The sequence below is a fragment of the Urbifossiella limnaea genome (assembly GCF_007747215.1).
GTDB lineage: Bacteria > Planctomycetota > Planctomycetia > Gemmatales > Gemmataceae > Urbifossiella > Urbifossiella limnaea.
In genome coordinates this window covers 383,860-404,971 of sequence record NZ_CP036273.1, presented here as the reverse complement: position 1 = coordinate 404,971, position 21,112 = coordinate 383,860, and the positions used below count along the sequence as shown (strand labels likewise).

18 protein-coding genes and 1 pseudogene are annotated in these 21,112 nt (G+C 68.6%); 9 read left to right on the top strand and 10 right to left on the bottom strand.

Annotated features, from left to right (window positions below):
• The first annotated feature begins 571 nt into the window (after window positions 1-571).
• From ETAA1_RS01765 to ETAA1_RS01745, 5 genes are all read left to right on the top strand, one after another.
• Window positions 572-934 (top strand): hypothetical protein, encoded by a 363-nt coding sequence (locus ETAA1_RS01765; protein ID WP_145233778.1) that lies wholly within the window; start codon window positions 572-574, stop codon window positions 932-934.
• A 248-nt stretch (window positions 935-1,182) separates the two neighbouring features.
• Window positions 1,183-1,896: a hypothetical protein gene (locus ETAA1_RS01760; protein WP_145233776.1), complete on the top strand. Its 714-nt coding sequence runs from the start codon at window positions 1,183-1,185 to the stop codon at window positions 1,894-1,896.
• Window positions 1,897-2,190: 294 nt separating this feature from the next.
• Window positions 2,191-2,403, top strand: a complete 213-nt coding sequence (locus ETAA1_RS01755; RefSeq protein ID WP_145233774.1) for a hypothetical protein — start codon at window positions 2,191-2,193, stop codon at window positions 2,401-2,403.
• Window positions 2,404-3,269: 866 nt separating this feature from the next.
• Window positions 3,270-4,040: a GP88 family protein gene (locus tag ETAA1_RS01750; RefSeq protein WP_145233772.1), complete on the top strand. Its 771-nt coding sequence runs from the start codon at window positions 3,270-3,272 to the stop codon at window positions 4,038-4,040.
• 68 nt (window positions 4,041-4,108) lie between these two features.
• Window positions 4,109-5,191, top strand: a complete 1,083-nt coding sequence (locus ETAA1_RS01745) for a DUF932 domain-containing protein (protein WP_145233770.1) — start codon at window positions 4,109-4,111, stop codon at window positions 5,189-5,191.
• Window positions 5,192-5,743: 552 nt separating this feature from the next.
• On the opposite strand, the gene ETAA1_RS01740 is transcribed toward ETAA1_RS01745, so the two are convergent.
• From ETAA1_RS01740 to ETAA1_RS31350, 3 genes are all read right to left on the bottom strand, one after another.
• Entirely contained in the window at window positions 5,744-7,489 is a 1,746-nt protein-coding gene (locus tag ETAA1_RS01740; protein WP_145233768.1) for an SIR2 family protein, read from the bottom strand.
• A gap of 106 nt (window positions 7,490-7,595) precedes the next feature.
• Entirely contained in the window at window positions 7,596-7,769 is a 174-nt protein-coding gene (locus tag ETAA1_RS01735; RefSeq protein WP_202920992.1) for a hypothetical protein, read from the bottom strand.
• A gap of 15 nt (window positions 7,770-7,784) precedes the next feature.
• Window positions 7,785-8,300: a hypothetical protein gene (locus ETAA1_RS31350; protein ID WP_202920584.1), complete on the bottom strand. Its 516-nt coding sequence runs from the start codon at window positions 8,298-8,300 to the stop codon at window positions 7,785-7,787.
• Window positions 8,301-8,476: 176 nt separating this feature from the next.
• Between ETAA1_RS31350 and ETAA1_RS01730 the strand changes: the two genes are divergently transcribed.
• Window positions 8,477-9,244 (top strand): hypothetical protein, encoded by a 768-nt coding sequence (locus ETAA1_RS01730; RefSeq protein ID WP_145233767.1) that lies wholly within the window; start codon window positions 8,477-8,479, stop codon window positions 9,242-9,244.
• 1,606 nt (window positions 9,245-10,850) lie between these two features.
• Window positions 10,851-12,488, top strand: a complete 1,638-nt coding sequence (locus tag ETAA1_RS01725) for a recombinase family protein (RefSeq protein WP_145233765.1) — start codon at window positions 10,851-10,853, stop codon at window positions 12,486-12,488.
• Here the strand turns inward: ETAA1_RS01725 and ETAA1_RS01720 are convergent.
• Window positions 12,442-13,620, bottom strand: a pseudogene (locus ETAA1_RS01720) (YifB family Mg chelatase-like AAA ATPase); the annotation flags it as partial. The gene ETAA1_RS01725 and the pseudogene ETAA1_RS01720 sit on opposite strands and share 47 nt — an antisense overlap.
• A gap of 112 nt (window positions 13,621-13,732) precedes the next feature.
• Window positions 13,733-14,428, bottom strand: coding sequence for a hypothetical protein (locus ETAA1_RS01715; protein ID WP_145233761.1), 696 nt, complete (start codon window positions 14,426-14,428; stop codon window positions 13,733-13,735).
• A 116-nt stretch (window positions 14,429-14,544) separates the two neighbouring features.
• Between ETAA1_RS01715 and ETAA1_RS01710 the strand changes: the two genes are divergently transcribed.
• Window positions 14,545-15,300, top strand: a complete 756-nt coding sequence (locus tag ETAA1_RS01710) for a polyprenol monophosphomannose synthase (protein WP_145233760.1) — start codon at window positions 14,545-14,547, stop codon at window positions 15,298-15,300.
• A 17-nt stretch (window positions 15,301-15,317) separates the two neighbouring features.
• Complete coding sequence (locus ETAA1_RS01705; RefSeq protein ID WP_145233758.1) at window positions 15,318-15,626, top strand: hypothetical protein; 309 nt, start codon at window positions 15,318-15,320, stop codon at window positions 15,624-15,626.
• A 3-nt stretch (window positions 15,627-15,629) separates the two neighbouring features.
• Here the strand turns inward: ETAA1_RS01705 and ETAA1_RS01700 are convergent, their stop codons facing one another.
• The 5 genes from ETAA1_RS01700 to ETAA1_RS01680 all read right to left on the bottom strand — a co-directional run bounded on the left by ETAA1_RS01700 (window position 15,630) and on the right by ETAA1_RS01680 (window position 20,947).
• Window positions 15,630-15,944 (bottom strand): hypothetical protein, encoded by a 315-nt coding sequence (locus ETAA1_RS01700; RefSeq protein WP_145233757.1) that lies wholly within the window; start codon window positions 15,942-15,944, stop codon window positions 15,630-15,632.
• 22 nt (window positions 15,945-15,966) lie between these two features.
• Window positions 15,967-16,617: a hypothetical protein gene (locus tag ETAA1_RS01695; protein ID WP_145233755.1), complete on the bottom strand. Its 651-nt coding sequence runs from the start codon at window positions 16,615-16,617 to the stop codon at window positions 15,967-15,969.
• A gap of 92 nt (window positions 16,618-16,709) precedes the next feature.
• A complete protein-coding gene (locus ETAA1_RS01690) occupies window positions 16,710-18,374 on the bottom strand; it encodes a thiamine pyrophosphate-dependent enzyme (RefSeq protein WP_145233754.1) in 1,665 nt (554 codons plus the stop codon).
• Window positions 18,375-18,521: 147 nt separating this feature from the next.
• Window positions 18,522-20,516 carry a 2-oxoacid:acceptor oxidoreductase family protein gene (locus ETAA1_RS01685; RefSeq protein WP_145233752.1) on the bottom strand — a complete coding sequence of 665 codons (1,995 nt, stop codon included), beginning with the start codon at window positions 20,514-20,516 and terminating at the stop codon, window positions 18,522-18,524.
• Between the two features lie 50 nt (window positions 20,517-20,566).
• Window positions 20,567-20,947 carry a hypothetical protein gene (locus ETAA1_RS01680; protein ID WP_145233750.1) on the bottom strand — a complete coding sequence of 127 codons (381 nt, stop codon included), beginning with the start codon at window positions 20,945-20,947 and terminating at the stop codon, window positions 20,567-20,569.
• Window positions 20,948-21,112: the final 165 nt, after the last annotated feature.

Sequence of the window (21,112 nt, the reverse complement as noted above, 5' to 3'; positions counted from 1 at the left end):
ACCAAGAGAGTAGACGAGCGAGAGGGCTCGTTCTAACTGGTCTGCGCGGACCCCCTCCAGCTCAAATAATCTCATCAAGAGACTGGGAGGCAGCCCAGCAGGGGGGCCTCACTGCGATTCCCTGCTGGGGATGCCTGGCCGGTCGAACCAGGTCGGCCCCTCACCTCTGCACGTCGACCCTCCTCACCACACGTTTCCCAACGAGGCTCCTTGACGGCTACCCGCCCGGCGCGGCCAGCCGAGAGGTTCGGGTGTGCAACCCCTCGACTTCGAGCCCCCCGTTGCGCGTGAACGCCGTCGCCCGCCGCCGCGTGTTTTGGGCTCACCCCGGCTGAACAGAAAACCCCCCGGGGGGGCGGGCGGTTCACCCACGGGGTGGGGGCGGGCGGAGTTTTTGTGTTCTTGGGTGAACCCGACGGTTGTCGGGGGCCACATCCGCTCACCGGGCCGGGCGCTTCCCAAGGGTTGCGCCTCCGGGGGGCTTGTCCGACCCGCGGGCCGGGGGCACTTCGCCCCCCGTCGGGCGTGGCGGACGAACGGGGGGCAATCCCCCCACGATGAGGACACGCGCATGGCGACCGCTACCCGCAACGGCGACACGTCCGCCCGCATCACCGACCCCGCGCCCGCCCCGGTTCGCGCCACCGTCCCGAACCGCGCGCTCGCCTTCGCCCGCAAGCTGCGGGCCGGGTGGAGCATCCCGAAGACGGTCGACGGGTTCCCCATCCTCACCCGCATCCCGCTGGCGCCGTCCGAGCTGACGGTCGGGGGCATCCGCTCCGCCATCGCGGAAAAGGGGGAAGCGACGTTCACCGTCTCGGCCCCGAAGGACGGCGCCGCCCCGGACGGCTTCGACGCGGGCGGCAAGAGCACCCCCGTCAAGGCCACGGGCGCGGACGCGCTCGCCCGGTTCGACGAACTCGTGAGCTTGTAACCCGCCCCCGCAGAGGGGACGGCTAGCGGTCGCCGGTAGGCGGCCGCCGGCCGTCTAATGCCCGGGCGCGTCCCAAGGCGCGCCGGGCGGGTCGTCCTTTCGGAGTACCCGTCATGCCGCTTGCATTTCGCGGGGGCGCCCCGCGGGCGGAAGCCCGGGCGCCGGCCGTCGCACCCCGGGGGAACCCGGTCGCCCGGCCGGCCAACCTGAGAATCGGCTCGTTCGACAACCTGGTTGTCCGGGCGCCGGTGTGGGTCGTGTACGTCCTACCCAACCGGAAGGCGCACGACCGTTTCGCCTACGAATGCCGCAAGGCGGGCGCGCCCGCCGAACCCGTTCGGGACGAATCCGGCGCCGTCGTTCTCGCGCAGCCGGATGGCTCGTTCCATCGGGGGACGGGGGCGCCGCTGCGCGCCGACGGCTACCCGGTGGCGTACGAGGTGAGCGCAACCGGCGACGCGCTCGCCCGCATCCGAGGGTTGTCGGTCGTGACCCGCACCCACCCGCTCATCAAGCTCTCCCGGTTGGGGAACGGGTCGGGGGCGGGTGAGTTGACCGACCGGACGCGGCGCATCCTGCGCGCGGAACGTCACGAGCGCGGTTACCGGGCGGGCGAAATCGTCCGCGGGGGCATCCGCGAGAATGCGGCCGCACCGGCCGCGCCCGCGGGCGCCGCCTTCCGCATCCCGGACGCATCCGAGCTCGTTCCCGCTTCCGCCGTCGCGGACGGGTGGCGGGTCGTCGGCGCCAAGCAGGACGGGGCCGAGTTGGCCGTTACGCTTCGCCTCTCGGATACGGCGCAGCGTATCACCGTGAGGGTTCCGCTTGAACCCGTGACCGACGGGACGGCGCAAGCCGCTGCCGAGCGGCGCCGGGCGGACGAACTGGCCCGCCTCTCGCCCCCCGCGACGGAAGCGGAAACGCTCCGGGCGTTCGGGATGGCACGGGCGCCCCGCGATTAGCCGAACACCAACCCGACACACCAACCCGGCGGGGGCAACCCCGTCCGGGTTCGGCATCGTTGCGCGCCGCGCACGCATGACGTGCGTTCCCGTTCGCGCGCACCTGTGCCGCCCCATTCGGTACGGGACGAAGCCCCTTGGACCGCGAGCGCCGGGGCCATTGGGATTCGATTCCTCCCCCGGGTGCACGGGGGTTCCGCAACAGTGCCTTTTGTGAGTTCGCCTTCGAGCGGGCGCCCGCCCGCCGGGTGTCCCTACGCACTTCGTGCGTGACCAGCAGGGGAGGCAGTCTTCATGTTCGTCGTCACCGCCCGGAACGTCGCCCTGGGGCTCTACCCGGACATGGCGGCCGCCGTCGCGAGCATCACCGCCCTCACCGACCCGGGGGCGCGGGCCCTGGGTGGCGGAGCGTGTCACGCTGTGTATTGGTCCCCGCGGCACCACACCACGTTCACGGTCGTCGAGGTGAATCCGTCGACCGGACCGTCGCCGCTGCTCCGGGAGTGAAGGGGCGGCGGGGGCGAGACCAGCAGGGGAGTCCTGATGACGCCCGTCGTCCCGATTCGAGCGGGTCCGCTCGCCCGTGCGCGCACCCAGCCCCTTTGTCCTCACACCCACTAGAAGAGCAGGTCCGAGGGCATTGCGATTACAGTCCGTCCGCCGTCGTTCGTCGTACCGGCCCGTCAGCTCACGAGCAGCGCTCGCCTGGGCTGAACTCCGGTGTGGGTTGTCGACGCTCGGCCCGTGGTGTGGGCGTGAGGTCGGGATGACGGGGTTTGGTCAGAGCCCGAATTTTCTGGCCTCGCGTCGACCGCTCGCGCCCGCCCCCTGGGGAGGGCGGTTTCCTCGACGGGGTAGGTCCCCGATGCGCTCCCGGCCAGCCGGTAGGGGCTGGCTCGCGGTCACCCCGGCGGAAAGCCGACTTCGGCAAACCGTGGGGCCCACTTGCCCCTTGATATTTATGGTCGGCGTTTTTCGGGTGACCGAACGACGGCTCACCAAGTACTACCCCGCCGGCCGCCGAAACCCGGCGTCGGCGCCGCGGGGTCGGCCGTTTTCCTCCAGACCTACCCCCGGCCGGTACTGACCCGGTCAGGGGGTGAGCGTGCTCCTCTCGCTCCGACCGCCCGGCGTGTTGGCCGAGCGCTTCCGCCCGCCCGCACCGCTTCATCCCGTTCGCGTCGCCCGGTCGCCGACCGGCGCGCCCGCTTCCGCCCAGCAGGAAGGTGAGGGGTGCCGGTCCGGCGGAGAGAGCTTCACGCCGGCGGCCCGACGGGGCCCGCTGATTGTGCCCATCCCTGCTGGTCGCCCGCCCCGCCCCCGGCCACCCCGGGGGCTTTTTCGTGCCCTCATCCCATTCAGGAGGAATGACCGTGGCCCGCCACCCGCTCAAGTTCGGCCAGGGGAACGGCAAGCTCCCCCCGACGGTGACCACGTTCAGCCTCGCGGCCGGCTGGAGCTGCCCGTTCGCGTCCGCCTGCCTGAGCCGCGCGAACCGGCGCACCGGCCGAATCCGCGACGGCCGGCACACGCAGTTCCGGTGCTACGCCGCGTCGATGGAGGCCCGCCGCCCGAGCGTACGACGCGCCCGGTGGCACAACCTCCAGGCTCTTCGAGCCTGTCGGACGGCCGAGCAGATGACCAGCCTCCTGCTGGACTCCCTCTCGCCCTTCGCGCGGCTGGTTCGCGTCCACGACAGCGGAGATTTCTTCTCCCAGGACTATTTCGACGCTTGGCTGGCCGTCGCCCGGGCGCGTCCGCAATCGACCCTGTACGCCTATACCAAAGCGGCTCCCCTGTGGGTCGCCCGACTCGACCAGGTCGGGAACGGGCACACGCCCGGCCCCGTCCCGAACCTCGTGCTGACCGCCTCGCGTGGCGGCACCCACGACGACCTCATCGACGAGTACGGACTGCGGTCGGCGCGGGTCGTGTTCTCCGAGCAGGAAGCCGACGACCTCGGCCTCGACGTCGACCACGACGATTCTCACGCGATGGCCCACGGGCCGGACTTCGCCCTCCTGCTGCATGGCACCCAGCCGCCCGGAACGCCGGCCGCCCGGGCCGTCGCCGCACTCCGCCGCAGCGGGTTCTACGGGTACGGCCCCTCAACCCGCCTGCCCCTCCGACTGGTCGCCGGCTGACCGCCGGCTCCCTTTCGCCCGTCCTACTGTGGGGCGGGCTCCTTCCCCTGTTCCTGCTGGAGTTCATCATGGCCGCAGAGCTGGAGTACCGCGCCGACGGCACCGCCAACCTGTTTTTCGCCGCCTCCGGCGGCACCCCGTGGCACCGCGAGGGCATCCCCCTCACCGCCGCCCAGCAGTTCGACTTCGACGGGGCCCTCGACCGGCTCGACTACCCGTTGGAGAAACGCCACTACTTCGTCCCGGAGGACCCCGACGCCGAGCCCGACCGCCGCGTCTACGTCCAGGGCCAGGGCGCCTACTACGTCTGGCGGCCGGACACGAAGAGGGTGCTCGGGCCCGTCGGCTCCGCATACGAGATTGTCACCAACCGGCAGGCGTTCGAGGTGCTCAAGCCGCTGGTGGAGGAGCGGGTGGCGGCGCTGGAGACGGGCGGCGTCCTGCGGGACGGGGCCGACGCGTGGCTGCTGGTGCGGTGGAACCTGGAGCGGTTCGGGCCGCACGCGCGGGACGTCTTCGCCCGGGATGGCGGGCTCCTCCCGTACGCGACGGTGATGGCCAACCACTCGGGGCGGCGCGGGGTGATGCTCGGCCACACCGCCATCCGCGTCGTCTGCGCGAACACGCTCGGTGCCGCCGAGACGGAAGCCGCTGGCGCCGGGTCGGCCCAGTGGGTGACGGTCTCGCACAAGGCCGACGCAAGGTCGAAGCTGGTGGAGGCGGCCGAGACGATGTTCGCCGGGGTAGTCGAGAGGTTCGAGGTCATCGCCCGCCAGTACCGGCTGCTGATGGGCGCCCGCCTGACCGACGAGGCGTTCGACCGGCTGGTGCTCGACGTGGTCGCACCCGACCCCCGGTTCGACCCGCGGTTCAACCCCGAGGCGAAGTTGGCCGAGGTCGTGGTCGAGCGGGCCATGCGCAAGAGGGCCGAAGTCCGGCGGCTCTGGCTGGAGGGCAAGGGGCATGATGGCGAGCCGACCGCCTGGTACGCCTACAACGGAGCCGCGGAGGCCCTGGACCACAACCGGAGCCTGTGGCCCACGAGGGCGGGGTCGTGGAGGACGGCGTCCTTGCTCGACGGCGAGCTCGGGCGCATGAAGAACCGGGTCCTGGACAATCTCGTCGGGTACGCCGTCGCGCTCGCGGTCTGAACGTGATGGCCAACGCGGTCGGCATTACACGTCTGCCGGCCGCTTCCTCTGCTTCACCTTCACCACGCCCGCTGGTCCGGCCCGCCCACCCCTCTTGCAAGGGAGGCGGGCTCCTCGCGGACGCACCTACCGGAGTACACGATGTCCTCCTTCACCGACCTCCCGCCCACCTGCCCCTTCTGCGACTCCCTCAGCCGCCCCGTCGGCACTCGGCACCGCCGCGACCACTGGCTCTGCGCGGCATGCGGCTGCGCTTCGAGACGCCCTGGAACCGCGACCCGACGGAGTGGAGCGACGGATTCGAGTTGTGAGGGCGTCGAGGGGGTTGGGGGTGCTTGCGGACCACTACTTTGTCGACTTTTTCGCCGCCAAGTGGCCTTGTTGCAACTTCCGCTGGCGTTCGACCGGATGAGTTTACGTGCTACAGTGTTGAGGGTGGCAGGTGACCTGCAACTCAAAGAAGCACGGACAATACCCCCGAAACGCCTTGAAAACCGGGGGTGTCCAGGAGTTTTGTCCGGGCCTGTAAGGGCAGAGCGGCCACCGACCGGACTATCTGTAGCCCACCCCGCTATTCTGCATCTGCTCCATGACGGCTCTCCACGCCTTGTCAAAGTTCTCTCTCTTGGATGAGAAAAGGCCGCCCAGGAAGCCTCCCCAGTGCTTCCCCTGCTGCTCGACCTCAGCCAAGAGGTCGTTGACCGCGTTTTTCGGCATGCCCTGGTTGTGCTGATACCAAAACCGGCTAGGCGAAAAAATCTTGCTCCCCTCCGACTCCACCAAGGTCCGCAGTAACTCATACCGGTCGAACAGTTGGTCGTAAGCGCCGTCAGTCGCCATATAGGGTCTCACGGCGGGTTTGAGCACGCGATGCAGCCACTCGTTAACAGGCGTGTGCTTTCGTTCCGGCATCCAGTAGGCATCGCCCACATCCTTGTGGACCACCTTGTACGGGTCGAGGGCCAGGGTAACGGGTAGCACCTCCCGGCCGGCTAGGTCCAGCCTGACATCGTAAAGCAGTGCGCGAAGCACCGTGTACTTCTTCGCTGCGAGAGCCCCGAGGCCGCACGCGTACCAGCCGAGTAAGGCTGGGAGAAGTCTCAGACCTTCCCACGATGGGTACGAGAAGCCCGGCGTCGGCACCACGGCCCCGGAGAGCCGTTCGATGGCATCGACCCACAACCCCACCTGCTCGGGGGCACCCCAATAGCCACCCGCTGCCAGAAGGTGCACGACGGTCTCCGACCGTGAGCCGACAACCTCCGCCCGAGCCGCTGCCGCAGGGAACGTCAGACGGTCCTGCGGAGGGACATGCGTCTCTCGCATGTATTGTGTGACGCTGTTTGCCTCCGTGGCTACCAACTCGGCAAGACGGATGCGGTGGACAGGCTCTGGGATGTACCGCTTGAGAGCGGACACGGCCGCTGCTGTGCTGAGGGGGTGCGGACGCGAATAGTCCTCAAGCGCCTTCACCTTCTCGGCCAGCCGGGTGAAGAACGTGTCGGCGTCGAGGTTCGGGACGACCTGCGCGGCACGCAGCCTGACGAGTTCCGCTCCCCTCCCAGTCGGCTCCCGGAAGGCATTCCAGTAGGTCGCGTACCGCCGGTTCGGGCACCGCTCGATGGCCGCACGCAGGGCCGTGTCCCACTCCCCCGACCACCCGCTCACTACCATGCCGTACTCGTCCAGCACACGGTCGAGTAGGCGGTTCGTGTGGGTGTCGTACGTCTCCAACTCCTCGATGGTGTTCTTGATGCGGGCGTCCAGGTAATCGCCGTGCAGCTTGATGACGGTCACCGGACCATGCGGCAGCGGGGTCATGCCGGCGACAGCGTCCGGCGAGGCGATGACCTGCGGTGTGACGCCGGCCCCCTCAAGGGCCGACTCCATCAGCCGGTCAAAGTTGGTGGTCAGGATGACCTTGACGTGCCCGCCGGCGGCCAACTCGGCGATGCCGCGGTGGGCCCGCGTCGGCGCCTTCCGGCCGGCCTCTCGGTCCTCCTCGGTCGGCTCAATGTACCCCTTCAGGACCGCCTGGCGTTCGGCGCCGGTCTTCCCGAGTTTGTCGAGAAGGACGCTGTAGCTCGGCGCCTCCCCGAAGGTCGTCACGAACCACTTCTCGGGGTCGGGCTCAGGGTCGGCCCCTTGGAGCTTGGCCAGCTTGCGGACCAGGTCGAGGATGATGTCCCAGCCCGTCGGGATACTGGCCGACCGAGACACCCCGGACCCCAGTAGCAGGGCGTAGACTCCCTTGGACGTGCTCATCGAGAACGCGAGGGCGTCGAGCGGGTCAACCATGCGGCGACTCCAGGGAGACGTACCCAATCCGTTACAGGCTATTCGCCTGGCGGGCTAGAAGATTCATACCAACCCGACTGGCCGGGTTGGGGCACCCGACGGCCGACTACACCTTGCCCAAGACTGCGTCGATGACGTGACAGCCCTTCACGTGGTCCCCCGGCTCTCGGCAGTGCTTCAACAGCTCGGCCGAGTCGCACTCGCTGTCCTCCAGCGCGTCCGCCAGGACGCTCATCCGGTCCCAGGCCCCCTCCTCGTAGATGCCCCGCGTCAGCGACACCACCGCCTTGGTGCGCTACTCGGGCAAGCAGGTGATGGGTGCGAAGGGGTCGCCGAAGATGTCACGCAGGAGGGCGGCCACTGCGGCGAAGCCGGCGGCTACCTCGTCCTCGGCCCCCGACCGGGGATAGGCCGTCCACCCGGCGACGGCCCCGAAGGCGTTGGCGAGGTGGTCCTCGGCCGGGGGGTTCTGGGACAGGGCGGCGCACAGGAAGGACACGGCCCGGGCCGCCAGCCACCGGTCGAGTCGCACCGCCGAGGGGACCGAGTGGTCGTTCATCAGGTGGACCTCCGCCAGGATGGCGCCCTCCCGGGCGGCCCAGAGGTCGTCCCTGCCCGCATCCCCGTCGGCGACCCGCTCCACGACCACGACGGCCTGCCGGCTGCGGGGGTCCACTAGCCGGTCCCAGGCCCGGCGGCAGCAGGCGGCGGACAGGAGGGTGAGCTTCCGCTCGCTCAACGGCCCCCGCTCCCGCAGGAACGACAGCATCTCCTGCGGGTCGGTCGAGGCGGCCCAGTCTGCCGACGTCATACCCACCTCCTGCCCGACCGGCGCATCCGGCACGAACCGCCCCGGCCCCCGAGAATCCGGAAGCTGTACCACCTGGACGGATTGTCGCGGCACGGGGATGGGTGGACAATGGTCTTACGGATACGCCGCTCGGCACCTACGCCCCGCCACCTCCTCGCCCCGGAGTCTACACGCACATGGCCACCGCGCCAGCCCCCACCGTCTGGACCGTCGTCCGCGAAATCCTGTCCGCCAACATGAATCTCACCACCGACGATGTCCTCGCCAAGGCCAAGGCCAAGGGGGTGAAGGCCCCGGACGAGGTAATTCGCCGGACGGCCTACGACGTCCGCAAGGAGCTTAAGAAGAAGGCCGCCCGGCTGGCGGCGACCGCCCCGGCCGCGAAGCCCGCACCTACGCCGACCCCCGCCCAGAAGGTGGCGCAACCCCCGAAGGCGACGGTGGCGCAAAAGCTGAAGTTGAGCCCGCAACCGGCCCCGGTCGCGCCCCGAAAGACGGCCGTCCCGACCACCTCGTCCGTCGTGCGGTCCATCCTGTCGGGCGACCTGAAGCTGTCGGCAGACCAGGTCGTCGCCAAGGCGAGGGCCCGGGGCCTGAAGGCCGCCGAGTCGTCCATCCGGGCACTCGTCTACAACATCCGGGGCGAGCTGAAGCGGGCCACGGCGAAGGTCCCCCGGGTCGTCGCGTCCGCCGCGCAGAAGACGGCCGCACCGGCGCCGGCTCCTGCCCCGGTGGCGCCGACGCCGGTTGCCGCAGCCCCAGCCGGCCTGACCCAGGTCCTGTCGAACGTGGCGCAGGTGAACGCCGCCGTGGCCGCCGCCGGCGGTGTTGAGGCTGCCCGGCAAGTGGCGGAAGCGGTCCGTGCCTGTGGCGGGCCAGAAGCCTTCGCTCAGTACCTCGACCTGGTGGCCGGCATCCGGACTGACGCGCCGGCCGCGAAGTGACTCCGAAGGGGGTGCGGTCAGCCGTCCCCGAACGGCGCCCACCCCTTCCTGCTCGACCTCCACGTCCACCTGGAACCGGCGGCTCGTCGCCTCGCGGGACGCTCGCACCGTCAGGCCCTCGTCCTGGGCGGCCACCTGGGCGGCGCTTGACCCAGTCGTGGCGAACTTCTGGGCTACTGCATCCGCCGACGCATCGTGCTAGAGACGTCGAGCGTTAAGGCAGGTCAGCAGGCGGGGAGGAACACTAGCAGGGAAGTAAACATCCCAGGCCGCCGACCCTTGTCTCTCCCCCTCCACCTGGGTTCTTCAGGGGATGATGGTTCTACCCGTGGCACACCCCTGTAGCTCCAGTAGGTGCTCTGTCCCCTCCCTGCTGGAACAGGAGGTGCCAGCTCGAAGGGCTAGAAGCTAAGTCTCGTGCTACTCGCTTACTGGAAGGTCGCAGCCCCTCGTCGGTGGATTCGGGCCGACGGATAGCTCCATCATTCAATTGGGAACGGAGCTAATAGAGTTGACCACAGCCGAGATATTACTCGCTGTAAATCAGTTTGTGTGAGAAAAGTGGATTGTGTAAATGTCGACGAAGAGAGACTGCCCACCGGTAACGGAACCCTAAGGCACCATTTGGCCCGGATGAGCCATAGGCGGCGGGCCGAGCGCACTCGCATCGGCTGATTCCGACGCCCGCCCCCCGCCAGTCCGGGGGGAAGACAAGAGGTTCACCACCGCTGCGGTGCCTCATGAATATCGGGGCCGCACCTTCCGGTGCTTGCCAATTCCGAATTCATAGTCCCCAACACATTTTCGTGCCGGTCGATTCATAGACTATGCAGTCGTCGGCAGCCTGTCAAGTGATTCCAGAGATTTTCACTGGAGGGCCAAACGCCTCCCTCGTACGAGCTGCGCAACAAGCACAGGCCACACCTCGGCTCAGTGCCCCCCTGGGGGGGCTATGGCTGTACCCGACACTCCCGCTTGTGGGGTGTGAGGTCCGGCCCGTGCATCGCCTCTCTGCTGGACCAAGCGATTCTTTTCGCAGGCACCCCATTGACAGTTTTCCTCCCGGCATGGTAAAATCGGGTTAATGGGATTGAATCCCACTCCCACGTTTTCGGTCCTCTATCCCTCCGGTTCCTCACTAACTACTGGCGTGACAATTACTTAACGCTGCCTCCAAGTCGGTAATCCCTCTTACCGCGGCGCACCCATCACCTCATGCGCCTCCCTCCCGACCATACAGCATCGTTCGCGGACTGAGGCGTCGCCCTCGGTACATGTTCACAACTCTTTACTGGAGAGCACTTTAGTGATTGCTGATTTCGTGCCGGCTGATGGCACGGGCACTGGCGGCGGGACGATAGCTGCCGCCGCGAGATGCTACCACTTGACTGCCGAGCACGGCACCCTGTTCGTAGAGCTGGCTGAACTCCGTGCAAGCGAGCCCCATGCACCGCGGTAGGGGTGAGTTGGTCGTTTCCACCGAGGGTCGTCTGACCGACGCAGCCATTACCGCCTTGGCCCGCCTCCTGCTGATGACCGAGTTGCCCAGCCAGGCCGCACACCCCAGTTACTTGGCCCCCTACTTCGCCCCCGTCGGAGACCTCGCGTGCCACGAGCCGCCGTCTACATCCGCATGAGCACCGACGACCAGACCGGGTCGCCGGAACGCCAGCGCTCACAGGTTCTGCCTTACTGTCAGCGGAAGGGGTACGAGGTCGTCGAGGTCTACCAAGACCTGGGGATGCGGGGCTCGGACTCGTCCCGCCCTCAGTTCCAGCGGCTATTGCAGGATGCCCAGAAGGGGAAGTTCGACCTCATCGTCGTGGACGAACAATCTCGGCTCTCCCGGGACGACACGGTCGAGTACATGGCGACCGTCGTCCACCCCCTCCGGAAGGTCGGGGTGTTCGTCGAGGTAGTGGACACCGGGCGGCGTCTGACCTGGGACCGTGATGACCTCGGGGGCCAGCTCCTTGCGTTCCTCGGCCAGTACAAGGCGGCGGACGAGTCCCACACCTTGGGGCGGCGGACGGCCACCGGCATGGCACGAAAGGCGTGCGAGGGCAAACTGTTCGTCGGCCGCGCCGCCTACGGGTACAGGTACAAGCTCGATGCTGGTGGAAATCGGGTCGGCCTTGAGCCCGACGCGGACGCACCTGGGAAGGTTGAGGTCGTCCGTCGCATCTTCGACGGCTACGCTAACCGCGACCTCAGCCTCATGGCGGTCGTCGCCGAGCTGAACGCGTTCGGCGTGCCATCCCCGCACGGTCGCCAGCAGTGGGGTAAGAACACCGTCCACAACATCCTGACCAACCACGTCTACGCGGGCTCCTACGTTTGGGGGAAGGTGAAGCAGGGGAAGTTCTTCAGGTCGGACGGCGGGGAGATTCGGCCGACACAAAAGAAGGCCAACAAGTCAGAGCGCACCTCGTCCGAGTCCTGGCTTGTCATCCCCGGCCAGCATGAGCCTCTGGTCCTACCCGAGCTCTTCGACCTGGTGCAGCAGAAGCTCGCCTCCAACCGCTCCCGCACGTCCCCGAGCCGGAAGAAGGCCAGCTACCCGCTCTCCCAGCTGCTCCGCTGCGCACACTGTGGCGTGCCCATGTACGGCACCAAGCAGATGAGCGGGGGAGTCAAGCAGGCCATCTACCGCTGCGGCAGCTACTTCACCCAGGGGAGGTGCGGCCCGCGGACCGTCAACGAGCGGGTCGTCATCGAGCAAATTGCGCAAGTGCTCCAGTCGCGCTTGCTCGTCCCGGCCGAACGTGAGCGCCTTGAGGCGGAAGTTCGGCGGCAGGCCGAGCAGCGCTCTGGGCCAGACGAGCAAACGGTGAAGGGGCTGCGGATGAAGCAGGCCAAGCTGGACGCGAACATCGCCAAGGCGACGGACAACCTCCTGCTAATGGACGCCGACCTCATCCCCACCATGCAGGCGAAGATTCGGCAGTGGAAGCAGGAGCGGGCAACTGCCCAGGAGGAACTCGACCGAGCCACTCGCCAGTCACCGGCGGGGTCGGTCGCTCACGTCGTCGGCAAGGTCGAGCAGCTGGTGGAGGTGATGAAGGCCGGCGACCCGGCACTCGTCCGCACTGTGGTGCGCGAGGCCATCGAGCGGATTGACCTGCGTTTCGAGGCAGTGAAGAAGGCAAAGCTGACGCGCTATCCGCTGTCGGGCGGGGTGGTCCATCTCAGGGCATCGGCATCTGAAGACTCGTCCCGTTCCGGTCGAGCAGCGGCCCGCTGATGCGGCCGAGGTACTTTTCCACGACCATCGGGTTGCACTTGCACGGGCGTCGGGGGTCGCCGAGGTAGCCGCACGGGCACGGGTTCATCGCCGCCACCAGGATGAACCGCGCGGGAAAGGTGGTGCTGCCGGTCGCCCGCGCGATCGTGACGCAGCCTTCTTCGAGGGGCTGCCGCAGCACTTCGAGGCTCTTGCGGTTGAACTCCGGCAGCTCGTCCAGGAACAGGACGCCGTGGTGCGCCATGCTGATCTCGCCCGGCTGCGGCACGTGCCCGCCGCCGACCATGCCGGCGTCCGAGATGGTGTGGTGCGGGTTGCGGTACGGCCGCGTCGCCAGCAGCGCCTCGCCGGGCGGCAGCTGGCCGACGGCCGAATAGATGCGCGTGGTGTCGAGGCTCTCGGTGGCGGTGAGCGGCGGCAGGATGGTCGGCAGCCGCTTGGCGAGCATCGACTTGCCCGACCCCGGGGCGCCGAGCATGAGGATGTTGTGCCCGCCGGCCGCGGCCACCACCATCGCCCGCTTGGCCGACTCCTGCCCGCGCACCTCGGCGAAGTCGATGTCGTAGCGGTTCAGGTGCCCGGCCACCTCCTCGGGCCGGTACGCTACCGGGTCCACGTCCACCTGCCCAGTCACCAGCCCGACGGCCTCGGCCAGCGACGTGACGGCGAAGACCTGGAGTTCTTCCACGACGGCGGCTTCGCGGGCGTTCTCGGCGGGGACCAGCAACCGCTTCAGCCCCTGGTCGCGCGCCGCCATCGCCACCGACAGCGCGCCCTTCACCGGCCGCACGGCGCCGTCGAGCGCCAGCTCGCCGACGGCGGCCAGGTCGGCGATCTGGTCGGGCTTCACCTGCCCGGTGGCGACGAGGACGCCGAGCGCGATCGGCAGGTCGAACGCGCCGGCGTCCTTGCGCAGGTCGGCGGGGGCCAGGTTGATGATGGTGCGGCCGGTGGGGCGGAAGTACCCCAGGTTGGCGAGCGCCCGTTCGATGCGGTGGACGCTCTCGCGGACGGCGAGCTCGGGGAGGCCGACGAGGACGGTCTTGGGGGTGCCGGCCGCGGCGTCCACCTCGACCTCGACCGGGACCGCGTCGATCCCGGCGAGGGCGAACGTCCGCAGCTTGGCGAGCATGGGGCGCCGGGGGACAGGGGGCAGGAAACAGGAGACAGGATACAGGAGCCGGCGGCCGGACAGAAGAAGCTTGTCTCCCGTCTCCTGCCTCCTGTCTCCTGCCCCCCGTCCCCTACTTCTTCACCCGCTCCTCCGGCTTGTAGTTCTTCACCAGCCGGCGGAACGCGAACACGCCCAGCGGCAGGATGAGCATCAGCGAGAAGGCGATCACGATCGCCACGAACGCCCCCGGCTTCACCCACATCTTCTTGTTCCCGAGGATGTCCTTCTCGTCCTGCTCCAGGAAGCTCCCCTGCAGCCAGTCGCTCATGTTGATCCAGCAGACCACGTCCAGCACGACCAGCCCGATGCAGATCAGCAGCGCGATGATGCCCGGGGCCAGGTGCGCGGCCCAGTCGCCGGCGGTGGCCTCGATCACCTTCTTCGTCTCGGCCTTGATGCGGGTGACGTTGTTGAACCCGCACCGGTAGCACACCACCGCGTCCGGCGGGTCCAGGTCCACGGTGCAGTGCGGGCACCGCGGCACGTCCGACTCCTTCACCACGCCCATCGCCTTCACCCGGCCCTGCTCGTCCAGCTCGTCGTCGTCGTCGAGGAACGGGCTCTTCGGCTTCTCGGGCTCGGGGGCCGCCGCCTGGTGCGCGGCGGGCTTGGCGGCCGCCTTCGGCGCCGGCTTCGCGGCCTTCGGGGCGGCGACCGCGAACGCGGTGTCGCACCCCTTGCACTTCACCTTCTTGCCCGCGAGCGCGGCCGGCACCTTCAGCGCCTTGCCGCACGTCGGGCACTTGATGTCCAGGGTGTCTGCCATGAGTGAGCCTCGCCGCAGTCGAAAATGCCGGCCCCGCGGGCATAACGCGGACAGGACGGGATCGGTACAGTAGAAAATACCGGATTCCCCGCCCCGCGTACAAGAAGGTGCCGGACGTGCCCGCCGAGACCGCCTCCCCGGCCGCCGAACCCCGCCTGCTGGTGTCGCTCGCCACCTACAACGAAGCCGGCAACGTCGCCGCCCTCATCGCCGACATCCACAAGGTCGTCCCGCAGGCCCACATCCTCGTGATCGACGACAACTCCCCCGACGGCACCGGCCGCATCGTGGACGAGCTGGCGACGACCGACCCCCGCATCCACGCCCTCCACCGCCCCGGCAAGCTCGGCCTCGGCACCGCCACGCTCGCCGCCATGCGCTACGCGATGGAGCACGACTACGACCTGCTGCAGAACATGGACGCCGACTTCAGCCACCCGCCGCGCTACCTGCCGGGCATTCTGGCGGGGATGAGCAAGTACGACGTGATGATCGGCTCGCGGTACGTGGCCGGCGGCGCGACGGAGAACTGGCCGGTGGCGCGGAAGGTGATGTCGCGGAGCGTGAACACGCTGGTGCGGTTCCTGTTCCGGATGCCGGTGAAGGACGCGAGCGGGGCGTACCGGTGCTACCGGGTGTCGAAGCTGCGCGAGGTGGACCTGGGGGCGGTGCGGTCGCGCGGGTACTCGTTCCAGCAGGAGGTCTTGTTCCGCTGTTACAAGGCGGGGTGCAAGATCGGCGAGTACCCGATCCTGTTCGAGAACCGGCGGGCCGGGTCGAGCAAGGTGAACCGCCAGGAGGCGATGCGGTCGATCGGCATGATCCTGCTGCTGGGCCTGCGGAACTTCTTCGGCCTGGAGCGCCGCCGGTAGTGGCCGGGGGCGGCGTCGTGGTCCACTTCGTGCTGGTGTTCTGCGTGTTCGTGGTGGCGGCGACGGTGGTGTCGTTGGTGTGGAACTTCCTGGTGCGGCCGGTGCTGTACACGACCGGGTGGGTGCGGACGACGGCGCACGACCTGGAGGTGGCGGGCTGGCAGGCGGAGTGCGACGCCGACATCCCGACGGCGCTGCGGAAGTACGCCGAGTCACTGAACCTGGAGCCGCGGAACGCGGCGCTGCTGGCGAAGGTGGAGGCGCTACTGGAGGCGCACCCGTGGGTGCGGTTCGAGTGGCCCGACGCGCCGGGCGGCGGGCGTTGACGGCTACATGGCTCGGTCGGCGGCCCAGGGGAAGCGGCGGCCGGCGAGGAACTCCTTGTACTCGGCGGCGGTCGGCTCGTGGACGGTGGCGGGGTCGAAGGCGGCGTTGACCAGGCGCAACAGCGGCACCACGTCGGCGTCGGGGTAACCGAGGCCGCGGACCTCGAAGGCGTCCTTGTTCACGTCGATGACCTGGAGCCGGTCGGCCCACGCGCGGACCATCCACAGCTCGCGCAGCTCCCAGCGCGTGCGGCGGAGGAAGTGGTCGGCGGCCTCCAGGCCGCCGGGGGTGTAGTCGTGGGTGGCGAGTGGGGTCATGCGCGAAGCCGCAAGCGGCGGATCAGGGGTAGCGGCCCGCCGCGCGGAGCCGCTTGACGTAGGGCGAGTTGGGGCTGTGCCCCGCGTGCAGCGGCCAGTCGTCGTAGGGGACGACGAACGGCCAGCGCTGCACGGGGAGACGGAGCGACAACGGGTTTCGTTCGATGTAGCCGATGGTGCGGCGCACGTCCTCGGGGTGCTCCAGAAACCCGCGCCAGCCGACACCCGCCGTCCACGTCGGATGTGCCGGGTCGCGGCAGCCGGCTTCGACGAGGCCCGCCCGGCTCGCCGCGGCCAGGGTCGTCACCATCTCCTCGGCGGTGTGGCGGTGCTTGCGGACCAGCAGGTGGACGTGGTCGGGCATGACGGCGCAGGCGTAGCAGGTGTACCGCTCGGCCGCAACGACTTCGCCAAGCGCCGCCCCGACGATCGCCCTCGCGGCTTTGTCGAGGTCGAGGACCGGGTGCTTCAACAGGTCGGCGGCGTGGTCGTAGAACTCGCGCACCTCGCGGCGCGGCGGCTGGACCCGCTTGCGGCCGAGGTGGATGTCGCCGAGGTCGGCGAGCGGGTCGAAGCGGACCGTTCGCGACCCGCTGCCGCGTGGGTCGTTCGGGAGCCACGACCCGTACACGGTCCAGACGAGGTGGTACGCGATGACGAGCGGGTGGCTCATGGGATGTGCTTTTGACTTTGTTCTGCCGCTTGCGGCGTAGCGGACCCTGGGCCCGCTACGCCGCAAGCGGCAAGACGGAAAACACCCGCGCGCTACCGGAGCCCCGCCAAATCTTGTAGCACGTGCCAGTTCTCGAGCCGGTCCTGCTTCGCGGCCAGCAGCGTCGGCGAGGGGTTGCCGTCCTTGTCGAAGTGCTTCACGAACCGCCCCTCGCTCCGGGCGAAGTCCACGAACGTCACCTCCTGGTTCGTCTTCGGGTGGACGTACCAGTCGCCCTTCATGTTCGGGTTCCCCGCCAGCGACATGCGGCTCTTGATCGTGTCGCCGGCGCGGGGGTCGTAGATGATGAGCGGGAACGCCCGCGTGTCCACCGCCAGCCGGGCCTGCTCGCCGGCCATGTTGTCGGCCACGCCGTGCTCCGGCTGGCACGTCGTGTAGCAGCACACGATCGCCGGGCCGTCGAACTCCAGGGCGCCCAGCACCGCCTTGTAGAAGTGGTTGACGTGGGCGCACGTCGTCTGCGCCACGTAGGTGCGCGGGTGCATCATGGCGATCTGCGCCATCTCCTTCCGCCGCTCCTGCTTGCCGCCGAACACGCTGCCGTGGACGCTCATCTTCGTGTTCTGGCCGGTGAACGTGGCCGTGCTCGCCTGCCCGCCGGTGTTCGAGTACACCTGCGTGTCGAGCACGAACACCTTCACGTTCATGCCGCTGGCGAACATGCGCGACAGCGCCTGGAAGCCGATGTCGTACATGGCCCCGTCGCCGCCGATCACCCACAGCGGCTTCTTGCCCCAGCCCATCTGGTCCCACTTCATCCTCACGCCGATGGCGTAGGTCGGGGCGTTCTCGAACAGCGAGTTCGTCCACGGCACCAGGTACGGGTTGTACGGGTACGTGGACGTGTACACCGTGTTGCACCCCGTGGCCGCGACGATGCCCCAGTCCTCGCCGTACTTGCTGCCGGTGGCGGCGCACATCATGCGGAGCGCGGTCCCCTCGCCGCACCCGGCGCACGAGCCGGCCCCGCCGGTGTAGATGTGCGTCTGCTCCTTCAGCATCATGTCGATGAGGAGGTTGCCGCTGATGAACTTCTCGTTGCTCGGGCCGATGTTCTTGAAGTAGCGGTGGCTCTTGCGCGCCTTCACCATCACCTCGTCGGTCTTCGCCATCATCTTCAGCGCGTCGTCGTCGCACACCGTCACGCACTCGGCGCACCCCTTGCACTTGGAGGGGTCGATGATGATGTTGAACATCCCGCCGACGCCCTGCTTCTTCTTGCCGCCGTCGTAGTACTTCTTGGTGCGCGACCACTGGGCTTTGAACATCTCGCGGTCGCCCTCGGGGATGGTCAGGAGCTTCTGCTCCCACTCGTCCTCGCCGAGCACCTTGCCGAGGATCGCCGTGTCCGGGCACTCGGTCACGCAGTCCATGCAGCCGGTGCAGTTCGACGGGATGTACTCGGGAATCTCCGGCGCGATGTAGCTGAAGTCGCGCAGCGACGCCGTCCCCGCGGGGATGAGCGAGCGCGCCAGCGTGAGGTCGGCGGGCAGTTCCTTCTCGCCGTACCCCTCCTCGTAGCCGCGGATGATGCGGTCGTTGAAGTCGGCCACGTCGAGCACGGTGAGGTTCAGCGCCGAGCGGAGGTTCACCGGCTTGTAGTCGCGGTCGGTGAGGGTGCCGTAGCAGTTGTTGTTGAACGGGTCCTTGTCGCTCGCCGCGTTCATCGACGGCGCGGGGACGGTGCTTGCGGACATGACTCGGGTTCCTGGTTAAGAATGACGAATGACGAATGACCCACCAATGACGAAGGGAAGCCCCGAGCCGGGGCACCGCTGTCCGTCTTCTTTCGTCATTGGTGGGTCATTCGTCATTCGTCATTCGGGGTGTGTAGGGCGTGGACGTTACTGAGCGAACATGACCTCCGCGGGAATCTCGCGCGTCTCGTCGCGGCCGCGGTTGATGCACTTCATGTTGTCGCGGATCACCTGCTCGCCGCGCTTCCCGAAGTACTTGCGCAGCGCCTTCTCCACCCCCGCCTCCACCTGCGCGTCCGTCATCTCGCCCTCGCGGGCGTACGGCGTCAGCTTCAGGAACGCCCCCAGCAGCACGATCCCCTGCATCCGCATCTGCAGGTCGGCCTCGTTCGCCTCCTCGCGGGCGATCCGCACCATGTCGCAGTAGTACACCCGAATCTTCTTCTCGCGGATGGTGTGCTTGTTCGCCGGCGGGATGCGCGCCCACACGTCCGCCGGGTCGGCGTACGGCGACTGCATGAACACGGCCCCGCCCGGCACCAGCCCCTTCAGCGTCAGCGGGCTCAGCATCGCCGTGGGGTCGTTCACGCACAACAACTCCACCTTCTCCAGCTCGCTGTGCGTGTAGATGTGGGAGTCGGCGACGGTGAGGTAGTACGTCGTCGGCAGCCCCTTCTTCTCGGAGCCGTACTTCGGGTACGCCTGCACGTCCTTGCCGAACACGTTGCCGGCGATGGTGGCGATGATCTTGTTCGTCGTCACGCTGCCGAACCCGCCGACCGAGTGCCCGCGCATCGAGAACCCGCCGCGCGGCCGCAGGTCCGGGTCCTCCTTGCGGACCAGGGCGCTCTTGTGGTCGATCCCCACGGAGAAGAAGTGCGGGCCGTCCATCATCATGTTGTGGAACGCGGCGATGACGTCGCCCGGCCGCACGTCGCGGCTGCCGAGCCCCGCCGCCCCGTGGTACACCTTCGGCGCCGGGTCGGTCAGCCGCTCGTGGCCGTTCTGGCCGACGACCGCGTCGTAGTACGCCGCCTTGATCTCGCGGGTGAGGTGGTTCCCGGTCGTGGACAGCGGGTCGTCCATCCGCTCGAACACCGTCACCGCCTGGCACCCCTTCAGGGCGTTCACGACCTCCACGGCGGGGAACGGGCGGAAGGCGAACACGCTCAGGCACCCGGCCTTGATGTTCTTCACGTCGCGCAGGTAGTCGATCGTGACCTTCGCCGTCTCCATGTAGCTGCCCATGCCCACCAACACGTACTCGGCGTCCTCGCACCGGTGCGCCTCGACCATGCCGTAGCGGCGGCCCGTCTTCTGCGCGAACTCGTCGAACGCCTCCTGCAGCTTGTCCGGCACCTGGTCGTAGTACCAGCGCTGGGCGATCTTCCCCTTCATGTACGAGTCCTGGTTCTGCACCACCCCCGACATCATCGGGTTGGCGGTGTCCATCATGTTCGTCAGGCGCTCCTTCGGGTCGCCGACGAACTCCTTCATGAACTCCGGCTCGATGAGCCGCACCGTCTCGACGGTGTGGGTGGTGAGAAACCCGTCCTGCACGTTGAAGAACGGCGTCTGCGTGGCCTCGGCCACCTTGCGGGCGATGAGGCAGAAGTCGCCGGCCTCCTGCGCGTTGCGGGCGAACAGCATCCCCCAGCCCACGTCGGCCACGCTCATCACGTCGTCGTGCCCGGCGTGGACGTTGAGCCCCTGGCTCGTGAGGGCGCGGGCGCCGATGTTCATCACCACCGGGAGCCGCTTGCCGCTGATCGTGTACAGCACCTCCTTCATCAGCACGAGCCCCTGCCCGCTGGTGAAGTTGGTGACGCGCCCGCCGGCGACGGCGAAGCCCTCGCACACGGCGGCGGCGCTGTGCTCGCTCTCCGGCTCGAAGAACACGAGGGTGTCGCCCCACAGGTTCGTGCCGCCGTTCATGACGCTGGCGTTGAACCCGCCGCCCATCGTGGTGGAGCTGGTGATCGGGTACGCCCCCGCGGCCTGGCTGATGCGAATCTCGACGTGGACGACGGCCTCGGCCCCGTCGCACGTGGTGGGGATGCCGGGGTACTCGTAGGCGGTGTCCACGGGTTCCCGGAGCGTGTCCGGGGCGCGGGCGGGGCGGTCGGCGACGGCAGCGGTCATGGAGGAATCCCTTTCATGGGGCGGAACGTGGACCCGAAAGATGACCGACGTTACTTGCGCCGGGCGGCGCGGCGGAACACGAGCGACAGGTAGCGGGAGTCGTCGACGTCGGGGAACCGCGACGGCCGCTTCCCGGAGCGCGGCCGGCCGGGGCACCACCGCAGCACGCCGCCGTCGAGCTGGTACAGGCACGGCGACGTGCCGCGGTGGTCGGCCGGGCCTTCCTCGACGTGCATGTCGAGCTGCCCGGCGGGGCCGAGGTCGAAGGTGCCGATGTAGATGTCGCCGCCGCTGAACTCGAAGCAGAACTTGCGGCCGGCGACGAGGAGCCGGGCCTGGCGGGTGCCGGCGACGGACTCCCACGCCCCCTGCAGGGCGTCGAGGTCGGAGCGGACGCTCGGAGCGGCGGGCGCGGGCGCGCGGGCGGCCATGACACGTCTCCTGAACGGACACGCGGGGAGAGGCGACAACCGCACCGGGACGTGCGACCTGAACGGGGAGAACGTCCGCGGCCGGGTGAAGCGATTACGCGGAATATACACCCGCGCCCGGCCGGCACGCAACGAAATCCCGCGGGTCGGCTTCAAGACGTGTCG